The organism is Thermococcus sp., from assembly GCF_027052235.1.
Classification (GTDB): domain Archaea; phylum Methanobacteriota_B; class Thermococci; order Thermococcales; family Thermococcaceae; genus Thermococcus.
Genome location: NZ_JALUFF010000062.1, coordinates 66276 through 82878, shown reverse-complemented (window position 1 = coordinate 82878; position 16603 = coordinate 66276). Strand labels below are relative to the sequence as shown.

General features: G+C 50.9%; 20 protein-coding genes. 10 read left to right on the top strand and 10 right to left on the bottom strand.

Annotated features, from left to right (window positions below; genetic code table 11):
• The 3 genes from MVC73_RS07815 to MVC73_RS07805 all read left to right on the top strand — a co-directional run.
• Window positions 1-1384: molybdopterin-dependent oxidoreductase (locus MVC73_RS07815; protein ID WP_297509275.1), on the top strand; the 1384-nt coding region annotated here is incomplete at its 5' end.
• Window positions 1385-1422: 38 nt separating this feature from the next.
• Window positions 1423-1683, top strand: coding sequence for a UPF0175 family protein (locus MVC73_RS07810; protein ID WP_297509273.1), 261 nt, complete (start codon window positions 1423-1425; stop codon window positions 1681-1683).
• Window positions 1680-2168, top strand: coding sequence for a DUF3368 domain-containing protein (locus MVC73_RS07805; RefSeq protein ID WP_297509270.1), 489 nt, complete (start codon window positions 1680-1682; stop codon window positions 2166-2168). Before MVC73_RS07810 ends, MVC73_RS07805 begins: the two co-directional genes overlap by 4 nt.
• Here MVC73_RS07805 and purF read toward each other — a convergent pair.
• Window positions 2158-3492, bottom strand: coding sequence for an amidophosphoribosyltransferase (gene purF, locus MVC73_RS07800; RefSeq protein ID WP_297509317.1), 1335 nt, complete (start codon window positions 3490-3492; stop codon window positions 2158-2160). The two genes, MVC73_RS07805 and purF, sit on opposite strands and share 11 nt — an antisense overlap.
• Window positions 3493-3650: 158 nt before the next feature.
• On the opposite strand from purF, the gene purC reads away from it, so the two are divergent.
• Complete coding sequence (gene purC, locus MVC73_RS07795; protein ID WP_297509314.1) at window positions 3651-4358, top strand: phosphoribosylaminoimidazolesuccinocarboxamide synthase; 708 nt, start codon at window positions 3651-3653, stop codon at window positions 4356-4358.
• Here purC and MVC73_RS07790 read toward each other — a convergent pair.
• Entirely contained in the window at window positions 4330-4494 is a 165-nt protein-coding gene (locus MVC73_RS07790) for a hypothetical protein (protein WP_297509267.1), read from the bottom strand. The genes purC and MVC73_RS07790 overlap by 29 nt on opposite strands.
• Before the next feature lie 31 nt (window positions 4495-4525).
• On the bottom strand, window positions 4526-5530 hold the full coding sequence (purM, locus tag MVC73_RS07785; protein WP_297509311.1) for a phosphoribosylformylglycinamidine cyclo-ligase: 1005 nt from the start codon (window positions 5528-5530) through the stop codon (window positions 4526-4528).
• Between the two features lie 117 nt (window positions 5531-5647).
• Between purM and purT the strand changes: the two genes are divergently transcribed.
• On the top strand, window positions 5648-6937 hold the full coding sequence (gene purT / locus MVC73_RS07780) for a phosphoribosylglycinamide formyltransferase 2 (protein ID WP_297509308.1): 1290 nt from the start codon (window positions 5648-5650) through the stop codon (window positions 6935-6937).
• A 130-nt stretch (window positions 6938-7067) separates the two neighbouring features.
• On the opposite strand, the gene purE is transcribed toward purT, so the two are convergent.
• The 4 genes from purE to MVC73_RS07760 all read right to left on the bottom strand — a co-directional run bounded on the left by purE (window position 7068) and on the right by MVC73_RS07760 (window position 8969).
• Window positions 7068-7499, bottom strand: coding sequence for a 5-(carboxyamino)imidazole ribonucleotide mutase (purE, locus tag MVC73_RS07775; protein WP_297509264.1), 432 nt, complete (start codon window positions 7497-7499; stop codon window positions 7068-7070).
• A gap of 72 nt (window positions 7500-7571) precedes the next feature.
• Window positions 7572-8324, bottom strand: coding sequence for a hypothetical protein (locus tag MVC73_RS07770; RefSeq protein WP_297509261.1), 753 nt, complete (start codon window positions 8322-8324; stop codon window positions 7572-7574).
• The gene (locus MVC73_RS07765) at window positions 8314-8769 is read right to left on the bottom strand and encodes a hypothetical protein (protein ID WP_297509258.1); all 456 of its coding nucleotides are present in this window, start codon (window positions 8767-8769) and stop codon (window positions 8314-8316) included. Before MVC73_RS07765 ends, MVC73_RS07770 begins: the two co-directional genes overlap by 11 nt.
• Complete coding sequence (locus MVC73_RS07760; RefSeq protein ID WP_297509255.1) at window positions 8766-8969, bottom strand: hypothetical protein; 204 nt, start codon at window positions 8967-8969, stop codon at window positions 8766-8768. The genes MVC73_RS07765 and MVC73_RS07760 overlap by 4 nt, the downstream gene beginning before the upstream one ends.
• 168 nt (window positions 8970-9137) lie before the next feature.
• Here MVC73_RS07760 and purD point away from each other — a divergent pair, with 168 nt between their 5' ends.
• The 4 genes from purD to purQ are packed head-to-tail and all read left to right on the top strand — an operon-like array spanning window position 9138 to window position 12533.
• Window positions 9138-10454 carry a phosphoribosylamine--glycine ligase gene (purD, locus tag MVC73_RS07755; protein ID WP_297509304.1) on the top strand — a complete coding sequence of 439 codons (1317 nt, stop codon included), beginning with the start codon at window positions 9138-9140 and terminating at the stop codon, window positions 10452-10454.
• Window positions 10455-10464: 10 nt separating this feature from the next.
• On the top strand, window positions 10465-11607 hold the full coding sequence (locus MVC73_RS07750) for a formate--phosphoribosylaminoimidazolecarboxamide ligase family protein (RefSeq protein WP_297509252.1): 1143 nt from the start codon (window positions 10465-10467) through the stop codon (window positions 11605-11607).
• Window positions 11608-11617: 10 nt separating this feature from the next.
• Entirely contained in the window at window positions 11618-11860 is a 243-nt protein-coding gene (purS, locus tag MVC73_RS07745) for a phosphoribosylformylglycinamidine synthase subunit PurS (RefSeq protein WP_297509250.1), read from the top strand.
• A gap of 1 nt (window position 11861) precedes the next feature.
• Window positions 11862-12533: a phosphoribosylformylglycinamidine synthase I gene (gene purQ, locus MVC73_RS07740; RefSeq protein WP_297509247.1), complete on the top strand. Its 672-nt coding sequence runs from the start codon at window positions 11862-11864 to the stop codon at window positions 12531-12533.
• A gap of 5 nt (window positions 12534-12538) precedes the next feature.
• Here the strand turns inward: purQ and MVC73_RS07735 are convergent, their stop codons facing one another.
• From MVC73_RS07735 to MVC73_RS07725, 3 genes are read right to left on the bottom strand one after another with little or no spacing between them, the layout of a single operon-like run.
• Complete coding sequence (locus tag MVC73_RS07735) at window positions 12539-13531, bottom strand: ABC transporter ATP-binding protein (protein WP_297509245.1); 993 nt, start codon at window positions 13529-13531, stop codon at window positions 12539-12541.
• Entirely contained in the window at window positions 13532-13807 is a 276-nt protein-coding gene (locus tag MVC73_RS07730; protein WP_297509241.1) for a MarR family transcriptional regulator, read from the bottom strand.
• A 10-nt stretch (window positions 13808-13817) separates the two neighbouring features.
• Window positions 13818-14621 (bottom strand): ABC transporter permease, encoded by an 804-nt coding sequence (locus MVC73_RS07725; protein ID WP_297509238.1) that lies wholly within the window; start codon window positions 14619-14621, stop codon window positions 13818-13820.
• Between the two features lie 450 nt (window positions 14622-15071).
• On the opposite strand from MVC73_RS07725, the gene MVC73_RS07720 reads away from it, so the two are divergent.
• Window positions 15072-16508, top strand: coding sequence for a radical SAM protein (locus MVC73_RS07720; protein ID WP_297509235.1), 1437 nt, complete (start codon window positions 15072-15074; stop codon window positions 16506-16508).
• Window positions 16509-16603: the final 95 nt, after the last annotated feature.

The window sequence follows — 16603 nt, the reverse complement described above, 5'->3', positions numbered from 1 at the left end:
CTACAAGCTTGTAATCAGGCCCGGAACAGATATAACGCTCGCCAACGCGATGATTCACGTGATAATCCGCGAGGAGCTCTACGATGAGGATTTCGTCCGTTCGCGAACGGGCGGTTTTTCAGAGGTTAAGATGGCGGTGAGGAAATACACGCCCGAGTACGCGGAGAGGGTAACTGGAATTCCCGCGGAGACCATAAGGGAAGTCGCGAGAACCTTCGCCTTAGCCGGAAGCGGTGCAGTAACCTGGGGCATGGGGCTTACGCAGCACGTCTCTGGCGTTGAAAACATTTTGGCCGTTATAGACCTCGCCCTACTGCTCGGCTACATAGGCAAGCGCGGCGGCCTATACCCGATGCGCGGGCAGAACAACGTGCAGGGAGCGGCTTATATGGGCGCGCTGAGCGAGTTCCTGCCGGGTTACGTTCCCCTATCAGACGAGCGCTTCAGGAAGCGCGTCGCATCTCTCTGGGGCGTTGATGACCTCCCTACTGAGAGGGGCCTCTATCTAACGGAGCTATGGGACGAGATTGAAGAGGGCAACGTGAAGGCACTCTACATAGTCGGCGAGAACCCAGCCGTCAGCGAGGCCGACTTTGCCCAGGTTAGGAAAGCCCTGAGGAAGCTCGACCTCCTCGTTGTGCAGGACGTCTTCCCCACAAAGACGGCCCGCTACGCCCACTACCTCCTTCCGGCCTCGGCTTTCTGCGAGAAGAGCGGCAGTTATATGAACAGCGAGAGGAGGATCCAGTGGAGCGAGAAGGTCTGTGAACCCTACGCCGACTCAAAGCCCGACTGGGAGATACTGGCGATGCTCGGGAAAGCCCTAGGTCTGCCCGGCTTCAACTATTCGGGTGTCGAGGAAATAACGGCGGAATACTTCAGGCTCTTTCCAGAGCTTGAGGAGAGAACCGTCGAAGAACTGAAAAGCTCGGACGGAATCTTCCTTCCGAGGAAGAGGCTCCACACCTGGGAGTTCGCCACCCCGGATGGGAAGGCTAAGCTGATGGCGGTCGAGCAGGTTGGCCCGTGGGAGGTGCCGGACAAAGAATACCCCTTCGTGCTCACCACGGTGAGGCTGATAAGCCACTACAACACGGGCGAGATGACGCTGAGGAGTCCATCGCTGGTCAAACTCATGGGCGAGCCGAGGGCTTTGATCAACGAGAGGGACGCTGAGAGGCTCGGCATCAGCGATGGAGATTTAATCGAAATAGAGACGAGGCGCGGAAGGATAAGGATGCGCGCTAAGCTCGGCGGGGTTCCGGGGGGAGTTATTGCGGTTCCCTTCCACTTCAAGGCCAACAGGATTACAGGCTCGGCCCTGAACAAGGCGGGAACGCCGGAGTTCAAGTTTTCAGCGTGCAGGGTGAAACGAATCGGTTAGTTTTTTATTCCATAATCCCAAAATTCTAAGGTGGTCGAATGGGAGAAGTCACCGTTACGGTTCCCTCTGACCTCGCCAGGATTCTGAAGGTTGACAGGGACGAGGTTCCGAAAGTGGTGAGGCTGTACCTTGCCATTGAGCTCTACAGGGAGGGACTTGTTAGCCTTGGGAAGGCCGCTGAGATTGCCGGTCTTAGCAAGTGGGAGATGATGGAAGTCTTAGCATCGAAGGGAATACCCCTGAACTATACCAGAAGGGACCTTGAGGAGGACATCGAAACACTGGAGAGGTTGCTATGAAGGTTGTATCTAACTCAGGGCCTCTCATAGCACTTGCAAAGGTTGGGAAGCTTTACGTCCTCAGGGAGCTCTTTGGGAAGATTATCATTCCTAGAGCGGTATGGGTTGAGGTCGTTGAGAAGGGCAGAGGAAAGCCCGGTTCCGACGAGGTGGCTTCCGCCGAGTGGATAGAGGTTGTCGATGTTAAGGACAAGTTAGGGGTTGACATCCTTCGGAGCGAAATCGAGATTGGAGAAGCGGAGGCAATAGTCTTGGCCAAAGAGCTTGAGGCCGACCTCATTCTTCTAGACGAAAAGATTCCTCGCATAATAGCCAAGTCACTCGGACTTAACGTGACGGGAAGCCTCGCGGTCTTGTTTCTTGCTTGGAGGAGAGGACTCATTGATGAGGACATGGGCGATTTGCTCCGAGAACTCAGGTCGAAGGGCGTGTACTTCAGTGACGAAGTCGTGAAGGCCCTTAAGGAAAAATACGCTAGAACCTGAACGCCCACTCCGGATACTCTCCCGTGAGGCATGCGAGACAGAGGTCCTCCCTTCCGACTGCCCTCTTCAGGCCCTCGACGCTGAGATAAGAGAGGCTGTCAGCACCTATGGCCTCTTTAACCTTTTCGACACCGCCAAAGGCCGCTATGAGCTCGTGCCTCGTCGGTATGTCTATCCCCATGTAGCATGGATGCCTTATCGGTGGCGAGGCTATCCTCACGTGAACTTCCTTCGCTCCCGCTTTCCTGAGCATGGCAACTATTCTCCTCATCGTGGTGCCCCTGACTATTGAGTCATCGACGAGGACGACGCGTTTTCCCTCAACCACCTCCCGGACCGGAGAGAGCTTTAGCTTAACCTTCAGCTCGCGGTTGAACTGGCCCGGCGTTATGAACGTCCTCCCGATGTAGCGGTTCTTTATGAGCCCTTCGGCGTACGGAATCCCGCTCTCCATCGAAAAGCCGAGGGCGGAAGCCCTTCCGGAATCTGGGACCGCTATAACAACGTCCCCCTCGGCCGGGCTCTCCTTGGCGAGCTCTACGCCCATCCTCACCCTGGCTGAGTAAACGTTTACACCGTCTATCCTGCTGTCCGGCCTCGCGAAGTAGATGTACTCAAAAACGCAGGTGTGGTGTCTCTCCTTGGCCAGAACCCTGCTCTCGGCAGAGTCCCCATCGAGGAGGAAGACCTCGCCGGGTTTGACGTCCCTAACCTCGTCCACGAAGGGCCTCAACGCTGAGTCCTCGCTCGCGAAGTAGTGGCCGTCCCCGGTTCCGTAGCTCAAAGGCCTGAAGCCGACCGGATCCCTCGCGACGAGTATCTTCCCGTCAAAGAGGAAGGCAACCGAGTAGGCGCCTTTAACTTCCTCAAAAACCGCTTTCATCGCCTCGAACTCGTCGCCGGTTTCCTCCAAGTGCCAGAGGAAGGAAATCCCGAGAAGTTCGGAATCGACCGAGTGCTTGAAGCGAACTCCCCTCTTCACGTACTCCTCCCTGAGGGGTTGGAAGTTCGTGAGGGTTCCGTTGTGGGCAACTGCTATTCTCTTCCCACAGCACTCCGTTTCAAGCGGCTGGGCCTCGTTGGGCGAGCCTGAGGTGGAGTAGCGGACGTGGGCTATCGCGAGGTTCGATTTGAGCTTAGCTAAGATTGGCTCCCTGAAAACGTCCTGGACGAGGCCCGGCCCGGAAACCGTCCTTATCCTGTGCCTCCAGACGCTTATCCCAGCGCTCTCCTGTCCGCGGTGCTGGAGGGCTATGAGTGCGTAGTAAGCTTTTTTCGGTGCGTTCTCTGAAAGCGTTGCAAAGATACCGCACTTCTCCCTCAAAGACCACACCGTCCTTTGACGTTTACGTGCCTATATTAACCTTTAATTCTAAAACTATTAACAGATCTCAGTTTAAAAACCTTGCCCAGTGGTTGACTTATAACTGTCAAAAAAATCCTTAAAAACTCGCAGAATTTTACATGAAAATGGTGAAACCCATGGAGGTCTACGAGGGTAAGGCCAAGAGGATAATCCCGCTCGATGATGGAAAGGCAATAATGGAGTTCAAGGACGATGCAACCGCCTTCGACGGCAGTAAGAAGGCCCAGTTCAAAGGTAAGGGCTGGCTCAACGCCCAGATCAGCGCCCACCTCTTCAGGGTTCTTGAGGAGAAAGGCGTAAAGACCCACTTCATTGGTATAGCCGGCGACAACAGGCTAATCGTCGAGAGGCTTGACATGTACCCCCTCGAAGTTGTCGTCAGGAACGTCGTTGCCGGCAGTCTTAAGAAGCGCCTGCCCCTCGATGAGGGAACCGAGCTCAGAGAACCAATAGTTGAGCTTTACTATAAAAACGACTCCCTCCACGACCCGATGATAAACCACTACCACGCGAGGATTCTCGGCATAGACGAGTCTGAGATAAGAGAGATGGAGAGAACAGCCCTGAAGGTGAACGAAATCATGAGGGAGTACTTCAGGGAGAGGGGGATAATTTTGGTGGACTTCAAGCTGGAGTTCGGAAAGAACGGCAGGGGCGAGATAGTCCTCGGCGACGAGATAAGCCCTGACACCTGCCGCTTCTGGGACGCGGAGACAAAGAAGAGCCTCGACAAGGACGTCTTCCGCTTCGACAGGGGCGACCTTGTCAAGGCTTATGAAGAGCTCTACAGGAGGCTCACGGGTGAAACTCCGAGTCGTACGTGATTAGAACAGTGTAGCAACCTTTCTCGTCTTCCTCTATCACTATCTTTCTCAGCCTTGTCCCGTATTCGCTAACAGCTTTATCAACGAGCTCGGGCAGGTTCTCAAGGAAGGCCTTCTTCTTGACCGTCAGCTCCATTGAATCACCGGGAAAAGGTTGGAAAGAGAGCTTAAAGAATTATTCCGTAGTTCTCCACCCTTATCCCCGCTTCCTCTGTAACAACCCCGAGCTCGAAGCTCTCGTAGTGTCTGTTGAGGACTTCGAGGGCTTCCTCCTTTTCCTCCGCTGGAACGACCGCTACCATTCCAGTGCCCATGTTGAAAACGCGGAACATCTCCTCCAGAGGGACGCCGTTCTCGTGGATGAGCCTGAAGATTCCCCCGATGGGAGGCATCTCCAGAGAGAACCCGTAGTTTGTCAGGCGCTTCAGGTTGAACAGTCCCCCGCCGGTTATGTGGGCCAGTCCATGAACCTCAACGCTCTCAAGGAGTTCCAAAACGGGTTTGACGTATATCCTCGTGGGCTCTAAAAGCCACTCCCAGAGCTTTCTGCCTTCATACTCGTAGTCGAGGCCGTATTTTGGAACCAAAAGCTTCCTCGCGAGGGTTAAACCGTTGGAGTGGATTCCGGAGCTGGAAATTCCTATCACCGCGTCGCCGGGCCTTATCCTCTCGCCGGTTATGACTTTTCCCTTCTCAACGACTCCGACTGCAGTTCCTGCCAGATCAAAGCCGTTGATGAGGTCGGGCATAACCGCCGTCTCGCCACCGACAATCGCTATACCAGCTTGCTTGGCCCCCTCGTAGAGGCCTTTGGCAATCTCTGCGAAGACCTTCCCGTCGGGCTCCCTGACGGCGAGGTAGTCAACTAAAGCTACCGGTTCCGCCCCAACGCAGAGCAAATCGTTGACGTTCATGGCTATCATGTCTATGCCAATCGTATCGAACTTTCCAACGGCTTCCGCAACGAGAACCTTGGTTCCAACGCCGTCGGTCGTCATTGCCAGATAAAAGCTTCCGAAGTCGAGCAGAGCCGAGTAGTGACCGAGCTCTCCGGCCGGTTCACCGATTTCCCCCCGTCTGAACTTGAAAGTTGCCCTTGCGAGCGAGATTATACTTCTCAAGGCCCTTGAAGTCTTCTCATCGTCAACACCCGCCTGAGCGTAGGTCAGCATGAGCACCACCGGGGGGAGTTGGCATGATCGCTTAAAAGTTTTGCCATTTTTCTGCTTAAAAAGGCTTAAATATATGCAATTTTTGACATTTAAACGTCAATCAATGAGGTGGTGCTCATGGTTGGCCTGAGAGATGAACTCGGAACGGCCATGACCGACTCCGCCCAAAAGATAATCCTCCTCGGAAGCGGTGAACTCGGGAAGGAAATAGCGATTGAGGCTCAAAGGCTCGGCGTTGAGGTGATAGCGGTCGATAGATACGCCAACGCACCGGCGATGCAGGTCGCCCACCGCTCTTATGTGGGGGACATGAGAAAGGCGGACTTCCTCTTCTCGGTCGTCGAGAGGGAGAAGCCCGATGCAATAATTCCGGAGATAGAGGCAATAAACCTCGATGCACTCTTTGAGCTCGAAAAGGACGGCTACTTCGTCGTTCCGAACGCGAAAGCAACGTGGATTGCCATGCACCGCGAGCGCACTAGAGAGACCCTCGCGAAGGAGGCAAAGGTTCCAACGTCGCGCTACGCCTACGCGGAAACTCTCGGCGAGCTCTACGAGGCCTGCGAAAAGATAGGCTACCCGTGCCACACGAAGGCGATAATGAGCTCCTCCGGAAAGGGCTCCTACTTCGTGAAAAGCAGAGAAGATATCCCGAAGGCATGGGAGGAGGCGAAGAAGAAGGCTCGCGGTAGTGCGGACAAGATAATCGTCGAGGAGCACATCGAGTTCGATGTTGAAATCACTGAGTTAGCGGTGAGGCACTACGACGAGAACGGGGAGATAGTCACGACCTTTCCTAAACCCGTCGGCCACTACCAGATTGATGGCGATTATCATTCCAGCTGGCAGCCGGCGGAGATAAGTGAGAAAGCCGAGAAGGAGGTTTACAGGATAGCGAAGCGCATAACAGATGTTTTAGGCGGTCTCGGCCTCTTCGGCGTCGAGATGTTCGTAAAGGGTGATAAGGTGTGGGCGAACGAAGTTTCCCCGAGGCCCCATGATACCGGTATGGTGACTTTAGCTTCTCACCCGACCGGCTTCTCCGAGTTCGGACTCCACCTGAGGGCCGTCCTTGGGCTTCCAATCCCGGGGGAGTGGGTTGACGGCTACAGGCTCTTTCCGATGTTCATGCCCGCGGCAACCCACGTCATAAAGGCCAACGCTTCCGGTTACTCCCCGCGCTTCCGCGGGCTGGCAAGGGCTCTGAGCGTTCCCAACGCAACGGTGAGGCTCTTCGGAAAGCCCGAGGCTTACCCGGGGAGAAGACTCGGTGTGGCTATTGCATGGGGCAAGAACGTCGAGGAAGCCAAGAGAAGGGCCGAGCTTGTGGCCCGCTCAATAGAGCCGAGAACGCGCTCTTCGGAATGGTTTGATGGAGGGTATGAGGTTAGGAAACACACCACTTAGTAACTTTTTGTTGTAGTTCGAAAGAAAAAGAAAAGGTTTAAAAGGTCAAAAATTATCCAAAAAGATGTGCTCAAATTAGGGGCATTTGAAATAAAAGGGGTTCTAATAAGAAAAACCCTCGATGCGGGCTTTACGCCCGCATTCTTTCTCTGTACTTCAAGAGTTTTTTCCGGAGAGCATCGTTCTTCAGGGCGAGTATCTCAATCGCTAGCAGGGCCGCATTCTTTCCGTTGTCTATCCCCACAGCCGCAACCGGAACTCCGGGGGGCATCTGGGCAATGCTTAGAAGGGCATCGAGACCGCCGAGCTTTGCCGAGACGGGAACGCCTATCACCGGCTTCGTCGTGTGCGAGGCTATAGCCCCCGGCAGGGCGGCGCTTAAACCCGCTATCGCTATGAAGACATCGTAGTCCTTCTTCGCGAGCCTTTCGACTTTCTCAGGGTTTCTGTGGGCGGAGGCAACCTCGACGTCGTAATCGACGCCGAACTCATCGAGAACCGCGATCACCTTCTCCGCTATGCCGGAATCGCTCTTGCTCCCCATAACGACCAGAACCCTCATTGAACCACCACTTACAGAAAAATGCAAATCCTTTAAAAATTTAGGGAAAAACTTGGCAAGAATATTTAAAACTCAGAGGAACTTAATCCGACCATGGCGGAAGGTGTACTCGTAGAGGGGCATCGACTTAAGACCCGGGGCCTTGACGATTTTCATCGTCCTGAGCACCTCGTCCCCTTCTCCTATCCGGCTCTCCGTTTTTAGAACGTAAGTGGCCTTCCTGTATAGGAGAGGAAGAACCACAACATCGTTACCGGTGTAGACCCAGACGTTGGTTCCCGCCGGGTACTTCCTGTAAACATCCGAGTTCGCCCGGAGGAGGTCGATCAGCTCAAGATATCTCTGGGTCTTCTGCGGTCCAAACATATGGAGATAGTCTGAGATGGATATGGTTATACCCCAGAGTTCCCTGCCCGCGAACATGTTCAACTGACGCCACTTTTCCTTGTGGGCTCGTATGACCTCAATGTACTTCTCGTTGAGTATCTCAAGGCTTATGGGCCCGGACAGGTACCAGACGTTCTCCATCTCAGTGCGGAGATCATAGATGCTCCCAAAGGTATCGACTATCATGAGCCTGTTCTCCTTTAGGTGGCGGTTAACATCTATGCCGAAGCGGCCGGCAACAGAAAGGAACACGGAAATGGGCATACCGATGTTGAAGTATCCGACCAGGTTATCGGAGTCCAGCTTGTACTTCATCACGTGAAGTGCGAGGAACTTACCGAGTGACCTTGGATCAACCTCGTGAATCAATATCAGACTTCTCTCCTTGACTCCCCCGAGTTCCTCATCGACGGGCTTTATTCCAAGTTCAAGGCTCATTTTCACCACCCTTTGTAACTATGAGCTTCCTGCGGTCCTCTTTGAGGAGCCCCTCAACAACCAGATCAGAGCAGAAGTAAACCAGCTCATCCATGGGGGGACACTCAGGTAAGATGTACGTCTTGACAACAGAGAGCTTGAGAGGTACCTCCATCATCAGGTTCCATGCCTTTCTCTGAACCCTTACCGGATTCTTGAAGAGCCTGCAGAGACCGGATTCTAGATGTCCCAGAACGGTGACTTCTTTCGGTCTGGGCTTGAGGGTCTCGATAACCTCAGAAATCAACTTCTGGTACTTTACAATGAAGACGTTGTCATCTAAGTATCCTTTAAGGGTAAAAACTCCATCAATTTCGGGTTCGATACCTTTGATTGACCCGAAGACGTCAAAGACAAAAAGGTTCTTTCCAAGATACTTTTCATACTCAAGGCCAATCCGCTTCATATCTCGAAAGAGGCTCCGGAGGGGTCATATGAGGCAATCCATACGTATTTTCCCCGTTCTATATCCCCCTTTATAGCCTCAAGACCGAGCATATAACCAAATGATGCAATATCCCTGTCTATTATCCCCACTATTTTATTTGAGGAGAGTGCATCGATTATGAGTTTAAGTATTTTCTCCCTGCTCTCCACGGCACCCACCACTTAACTTTTGGAATGAAAGGATAAAACGTTTTTGTTCATGCATGGTCATATAGATGCTTCGTTATCCTACCGTGAGCCAGCTAATTTTAGGACTGCTTTATTGCCAATTTTATGGAAAAATAAGGTTTAAAATACATAAATTTTAACAAACAAATGGTGAAGCCTATGAGGATCCTTCTCGTTGGGGGAGGCGGTAGGGAGCACGCGATAGGCGAGGCCCTCGTCAGGGGTGGGGCCGAGCTTTATGTGGTTTCAGGGCACAGAAACCCGGGCCTGGCAAGGCTCGCGAAGGACTACGGTCTAGCTAGGGAGACGGACGTGGAGAAGGTTCTATCCTATGCCAAGAAGTTTGGCATAGATATGGCCTTCATCGGCCCGGAGGCACCGCTTAGGAGGGGCATAGTTGATGTTCTCGAAGAAAACGACATTCCTGCGGTTGGCCCGAATAGAGAAGCTGCTAAACTCGAAACCGACAAGGCCTTCGCGAGGGCCTTCATGGAGCGCCACGATATTCCTGGGAGGAAGATCTTCCGCGTCTTCGACGATGTTTCCGAGATGCGCGCTTGGATAGATGACTTTGGAAAGCCGGTTGTCGTTAAGCCCATTGGATTAACGGGAGGGAAGGGAGTTAAGGTAGTCGGCTACCAGCTGATGGACAACGAAGAGGCCAAGGCCTACGCGGAGGAGCTGATAAGAAAGGACGGGAGGGTTCTAATAGAGGAGAGAACGGACGGCGTTGAGTTTACCTTCCAGGTCTTCACGGACGGGAAACGCGTTATCCCGATGCCGCTCGCGCAGGACTATCCACATGCCTATGAAGACGATAGGGGCCCGATAACGGGAGGTATGGGTAGCTACTCCTGCTCGAACGGTTTACTCCCCTTCGTCACCAAGGAGGACTACGAGAGGGCCTTTGAGACACTCAAAGCGACCGTTGAGGCCATGAGAAAGGAGGGGACTCCCTACAAGGGCATTCTCTACGGCCAGTTCATGCTGAGCAAAGAGGGGCCGGTTCTCATAGAGTACAACGCCCGCTTCGGAGATCCTGAGGCGATGAACGTCCTTCCACTTTTAAAGACTCCGCTTATGGAGATAGCCGAGGGCATAGTGGACGGAAACCTAAGGAAAGCGGAGTTCGAAAGCAAGGCCACCGTTGTGAAGTACCTCGCGCCGAAGGGCTACCCTACCAAGCCCGTCAAAGGAGTTAGGGTCGAGGTTGATGAAGGTGCCATAGCCGGGACGGGTGCGAGGCTCTACTACGCTTCCATAGACGAGGACTTTACGCTCCTCGGCTCAAGGGCAATAGCCGTGGTTGGAATAGCCGGGAGCCTTGATAAAGCGGAGAGGATTGCAGAGAGCGCGGTTTCGCACATAAGGGGTGAGCTGTTCTACAGGAGGGACGTTGGGACGAGGGAGAGCGTCGAGAAGAGGATTAGGCTGATGAAAGAACTCGGAAGGGAATTCGAGCCGAACTCATGGTGAGGTGGCCGGAATGATAAGCCGCGACGAGATTTTGGGAATCATCGAGAAGTATAACCCCGAGAAGATAACCGTAGGCGTTATAGGGAGTCACTCAGCCCTCGACATAGCCGACGGGGCGAAGGAAGAAGGTTTGCCGGTTCTTGTAGTGGCTCAGCGCGGAAGGCACAGGACCTATACAGAATACTTTAAGCTCAGGAAGACGAGGGACGGCTTAACTAAGGGCTTCATTGACGAGGTTGTAATCCTTGACAAGTTCGCTCAGATCGTGGAAATCCAAGAGGAACTCGTTAAGAGGAACGTTATCTTTATCCCAAACCGCTCCTTCGTCGTTTACACGGGCATTGACAGGGTTGAAAACGACTTCCGCGTTCCCCTCTTTGGGAGCAGGAACTTGCTGAGAAGCGAGGAGAGGAGCGAGGAGAAGAGCTACTACTGGCTCCTTGGGAAGGCTAAGCTCCTCTACCCGGAGGAGGTAAAGCCCGAGGAAATCGATGATGTCGGTTTGGTCATAGTCAAGCTCCCCCACGCCAAGAAGAGGCTGGAGAGGGGATTCTTTACGGCCGCTTCCTACAGGGAGTTCCGCGAGAAGGCCGAGAAGCTCATCAAGCTCGGCGTCATCACGGAGGAGGACTTAGCCAAAGCCAGAATAGAGCGCTACATAATAGGCCCGGTCTTCAACTTTGACTTCTTCTACTCGCCGATTGATGAGGAAATCGAGCTCCTGGGCATAGACTGGCGCTTTGAGACGAGCTTAGACGGCCACGTGAGGCTTCCTGCGAGCCAGCAACTCACTCTGCCGGAGTGGCAGTTCGAGCCTGAGTACACAGTTACGGGTCACGCTTCCTCAACCCTCCGCGAGAGCCTTTTGGAGAAGGTCTTTGACATGGCCGAGCGCTATGTGAAGGCGACGCAGGAGTACTACCCGCCCGGGATAATCGGGCCGTTTACACTTCAGACGGCCGTGGACAAAGACCTGAACTTCTACATCTACGACGTTGCCTCAAGAACGGGCGGTGGAACCAACATCCACATGGCGACGGGGCATCCCTACGGGAACTCCCTCTGGAGGAAGCCGATGAGCACAGGGCGGAGGATAGCACTTGAGATAAAGCGCGCGGTTGAGCTGGACGAGCTTGAGAAGGTTGTTACCTGAGGTGGTCGGAATGAAGTGGAAGGTTGCCGTCATCGTTCGCCTGAAGGAAGGCCTAAACGACCCCGAGGGTAGGATCATCGGAAAAGCATTGAGAAACCTCGGTTATGCGGTTGAAAACCTGAGGGTTCCCAAATACTTCGAGTTCGAGCTGGAGAGCGAAAACCCTGAGGAAGAGGTCGAGGAGATGTGCAGGAAGCTCCTTGCCAACCCGCTCATCCACAGCTGGGAGTACAGGGTTGAGCCGGTGAGCTGAGATGGTGAAGTTTGCCGTTGTTGTTTTTCCAGGAACCAACTGCGACTTCGAGACGGAGAGGGCTATAAGGAAGGCTGGAGCGAAGGCAGAGAGGGTATGGTATAAAACCAGCCTCAAGGACTTTGACGGCGTTATCCTTCCCGGCGGCTTCAGCTACGCTGACTATCTCAGAGCGGGGGCGATAGCCGCCCGTCAGGAGATAATGGAGGAAGTGAAGGAGTTCGCCCGCGAGGGAAGGCCCGTACTCGGGATATGCAACGGCTTTCAGATTCTCACCGAGGCAGGCCTCCTTCCCGGGGCTTTGAGGCCCAACAAAATCCCGCGCTTCCTCTGCAGGTGGGTTCACCTCAGGGTTGCCGATAACGAGACGCCCTTCACTTCACTCTACGAGCGGGGAGAGGTCATAAGGATGCCGATAGCCCACGCCGAGGGCAACTACTACACCGAGGATCCTTCAAAGGTCAGGGTTGTTTTTCAGTACAGCGATGAGAGCGGCAACGTAACGGAGGAGGCGAACCCGAACGGCTCAGTTCTGAACATAGCGGCTGTAGCGAACGAGAAGGGAAACGTCCTCGGGACGATGCCCCACCCTGAAAGGGCGAGCGACCGCTTTCTGGGCAGTGAAGATGGATTGAGGGTTTTCAGGAGCATGGTGGAGTGGGCGAGGGGGTGATTTCTTTATTTTTTGCACAACTGCACGAAGACCTCCTCAAGGGTCACCGGGGCACTCTGGAGGTCAACTACGCTGTACCTAGCTAGGAGTCGTATGATGTCTTGGAGCTCATCGTTCCTAAAATAAAGCTGGAGGTACGTGAATTGTCCATCACTTTGGACCTCGATTTTTTGAACTACCCCCTTGAATTCCTCAACGTTCACGTTCCCTTTAACTTTGGTAATCAGCTTTCGCTCCGCTTTTAGGGCTTGAACTTTCTCAACGAGTTCTTTTGGAGTTCCCTCGGCTATTTTCCGCTTGTTGAAGAGGAATATCCTGTCACAGAGCCTCTCGGCCTCGTTGAGGTTGTGTGTTGTCAGGAGCACCGTGGTGCCAAAATCCCTCGAAAGCTCAAGAATCGCCTTCCATACTTCCCTCCTCGTGAAGGCATCTAGGTACACCGTGGGCTCGTCCAGGATGAGGACTTCGGGTTGAATGATGAATGGCAACGCGAGGTAGACCTTCTGCCTCATCCCTGCGGAGAGTTTCTGGTACCACTCGTTCCTTTTTTCGTCCAAGTCTAGGAGCTTGAGGGCATAGTTAACCCTCTTGTCTGCCTCTTGCCTCGAAACTCCCCACAGCTCGGCGATGAACCTGAGGTTCTTCTCCACGTTCACCCTCCACTGGAAGAGGCCAAAGAGGTCTCTATCTCCACCGAAAATTGTGAAGATTTTGCCCCTAACTCTATCATGCTCACTGATTGAGTCAAAACCATTTATGTAAAGGTGTCCTTTCGTCGGGATAACGAGTCCGTTAGCTATCTTGCACAGGGTGGTTTTTCCGGCACCGTTCGGCCCGAGGAGGCCGTATATTTCGCCTTCTTTAACTTTAAAGCTGATGTCAATCAATGCGGGAATCTCCTCCCGTGGCGTTCTGAGAAAGTCCTTAAGGCTCTTCAAGTCGAGCAGGGACTTTATTGGGGGAGGGTAGTACTTGGTCAAATTAACAGCCTCTATCACTCAGACCACCCTGACAACGTACGTTCTCCCTTTCTTTTCACGTCGAATTAATCCCATGTTTTCAAGATTCTTTATTGCCCTGCAGGCTTTTGTTCTGCCAAAAAGCTGACTGAGCTGTCTCTGGGTTATTTCCTCGTTGTCCAGGAGCAAATCGAGGATTCTCGTTTCAACATCCCCCAGTTCGTAATTAGGTAAGTTATTCACGTCGACCTCGACTCTGAGTATCATCACAATTTTTCCGTCCCCGTATTTCTTTTTCAGAACTTGCACCTTCATAAGGCCCACCTCACGTGTGACCCAGTGTCCCAAGTTGCCTTGCCTTGTTGAAACCCCACCTGAAGGTAAGGTATCCCACAAGGAGCATTAAGGCCGTGATAACGAGCATGTTAATTAAACTTGGAAGGATTTGGGATAACGAGTAGCCGCCACCCATTGTGAGTCTACCCATCTGGAGGATGTACGTCTCGGGGTGAATTTTTGACAGGGGCTGAAGCCAGGAGGGGAGTTTATCTGGCGGGAAGTAAAGCCCGCTGACGAGTTGAGCTGTTATATTGAAGAACCAGTTTAAGGGGTCTTGAGTGGCCTTGGTCGCTATTCTGAATCCCGCTGAGAAAAGGTCGAGTGCGAAGATTAATAGGATGCCGCTTAGAATGACGACCAGAACGCCGAGGTTGAGGTGAATCCTTAAACCGAAAAACAGGATGTACGCGAGTGTTACGATGAAAGTCAGCCCCAGATTCCACAGAATTCGCCAGGCGTTGATTCCGATGAAAATTGATGTTAGAGATGCAGGAGAGTTGTAAAGAACTGGGAATATTCTCCCGAGGACGAATGATGATATGCTTCCCCTTGGTAGGAAGACGAGGTTGTGGATTATTGAGCCTATGAGGAGGTAGTCAAGGTAGTTGGAAGTGCCATACTGAGAGATGTTGGCGTTGATTGTTATCAGCTTGGCGAAGATTCCGATGAAGATTATGTTCAAAGCTAAGCCTATGAACTGTAAAAGCAGGTCAAAGCGCCTTGAGAAGAATACCTCCTTCTGGATAAAGACGAAGGCTTTGACCGTTCTAACTCCCTGCACTGTCTCCATTTGACCACCTGAAACTAATTAGTGAAATTACTTATAAGCATTGCTTTTTTTTTGTTAGTTAATTGTTTCATCTTGTTTATAAATAGATTTCAAGCTTTTATAAAACACATACAGAAAAACTTATGGTTTGTTTCAGACATAGAGTAGAATGCAAAACTTGGAGGAGGTGAGATAATTGGAATTTGAGATTCTGGAAGTCGGATCGTCAGAGGGGATTGCAGGGAACAACTGCAACACTTATTGTAACTGCGACGGAAACTGCGGAGATTACTGCACAATATATTGCCCTGGAGTCTGTATAGAAAATGGACCAATCCCTATACCTATACCGGTATGTTTTATATTCCATTGTGATTGCAATGGGGAAGGAGCTTGTAAGTGTTATTGAAACGTTAGAACGTTTCGCCTTAATATTCCATTTTTAATTAATATAAAAGGAGGGAGCCAATTATGGTGAAAGCATCGAAGTATAACATATTATTCAATTTGAATGGGAATAGCTACATTCTCTACAACACACTATATAACTCAATAGCGAGAATAGATAAGGATCTATTTATAAAAATTTCAAAAAATATGTTAGAAGACATCCCCCAAGATATACAATCTAAATTATACAAGTTTCACTTTTTAGTGAATGATGATTTGAACGAGATTGATGTCATTAAGACTCTCAGGACATTTGAAATTTCTAGGTTATATTCTGCGTCTAGGGTTGGATTGACTCTTACAATGACATATGCCTGTAACCTTAGATGCCCATATTGCTATGAGGGTACTCTAACAGAACGTGCGGAATCTATGTCCAAACAGGATATAGATATTATCTTAAAATTCGCTCTAAACCATAAATACTACTTTCAGCCTAAACAGGACATAAGTTTTGATGTGACCTTCTATGGGGGAGAGCCTCTCTTAAACTGGACTAACTGTAAATATACCCTAAAATCCTTAGAAGCTCTTAAGCAAAGGAACAAAATTAAAGATTATACTGCAGGTTTTGTTACGAATGGCACTCTAATAAACGATGAAGTGATTAATGCTATCAACAAATTTAATATTATCTCAATGCAGATTACCTTAGACGGTCCCAAAGAAATACATGACAGTCGAAGAGTAACTAAAGCAGGACATGGAACCTTTGATTTAATAATATCTAACATTAAGCGTATACTTAGCCATGTTACAAATGAGAAGTTTCATCTTGGAATCAGGATAAATGTGGACAAAACAAATATTGACACAATTCCTGAATTGTTGGATAGCTTAGTCTCTGAAGGCATAACTTCTATTGATGTGTCATTTGGTATCATAAGAAGTAACATTGATGGTTCATGGTACGATAAGACTCTCAGAGGTGAAGAATTAAGAAAATATTTACCTAGATTATGGAAAGAAGCATACAAGAGGGGGTTCAACGTTCAAACTAGACCCAATCACAGGTTATTGTTCTGCATGTATGCTCATCCTTTTTCTTATGTAGTTGATCCTAGTAGAAAATTGTATCCATGTTGGGAAATGGTGGGTCAAGAAGAATACTCTATTGGAAAGATATCCGATGAGGGTACATTGGATATAACCCCCTTTTATTATACTGTCAAAGCCCGAATGCCAACAGAATTTAAAGAATGTAGAAACTGTGTGTTTCTACCTGTATGCGGTGGAGGCTGTCCGATGGAGTCTATTCGAAAAAATGGGACTCCTAATGGTCCTGGATGTTACCTAACTAGGTATTTGTGGAAGGAGGGTCTTAAGTTTTATCTTGCTAAAACTTATCCACATTTATTCCCAAAAAACGAATTGTTTAACATTTTAGGCAGGATACCTGACAAAGAAGAAAGATTAACTACTGCCAATAAATTGATGTTATTGGGTGAACAAGTATGAAGATATACAAGGCTGTTCAAGTATTCATCATCTTTTCTGTTCTTTTGTTAATGTCATTAAGTTTAATCTTAAACAAAACATATACCCCTCCCATT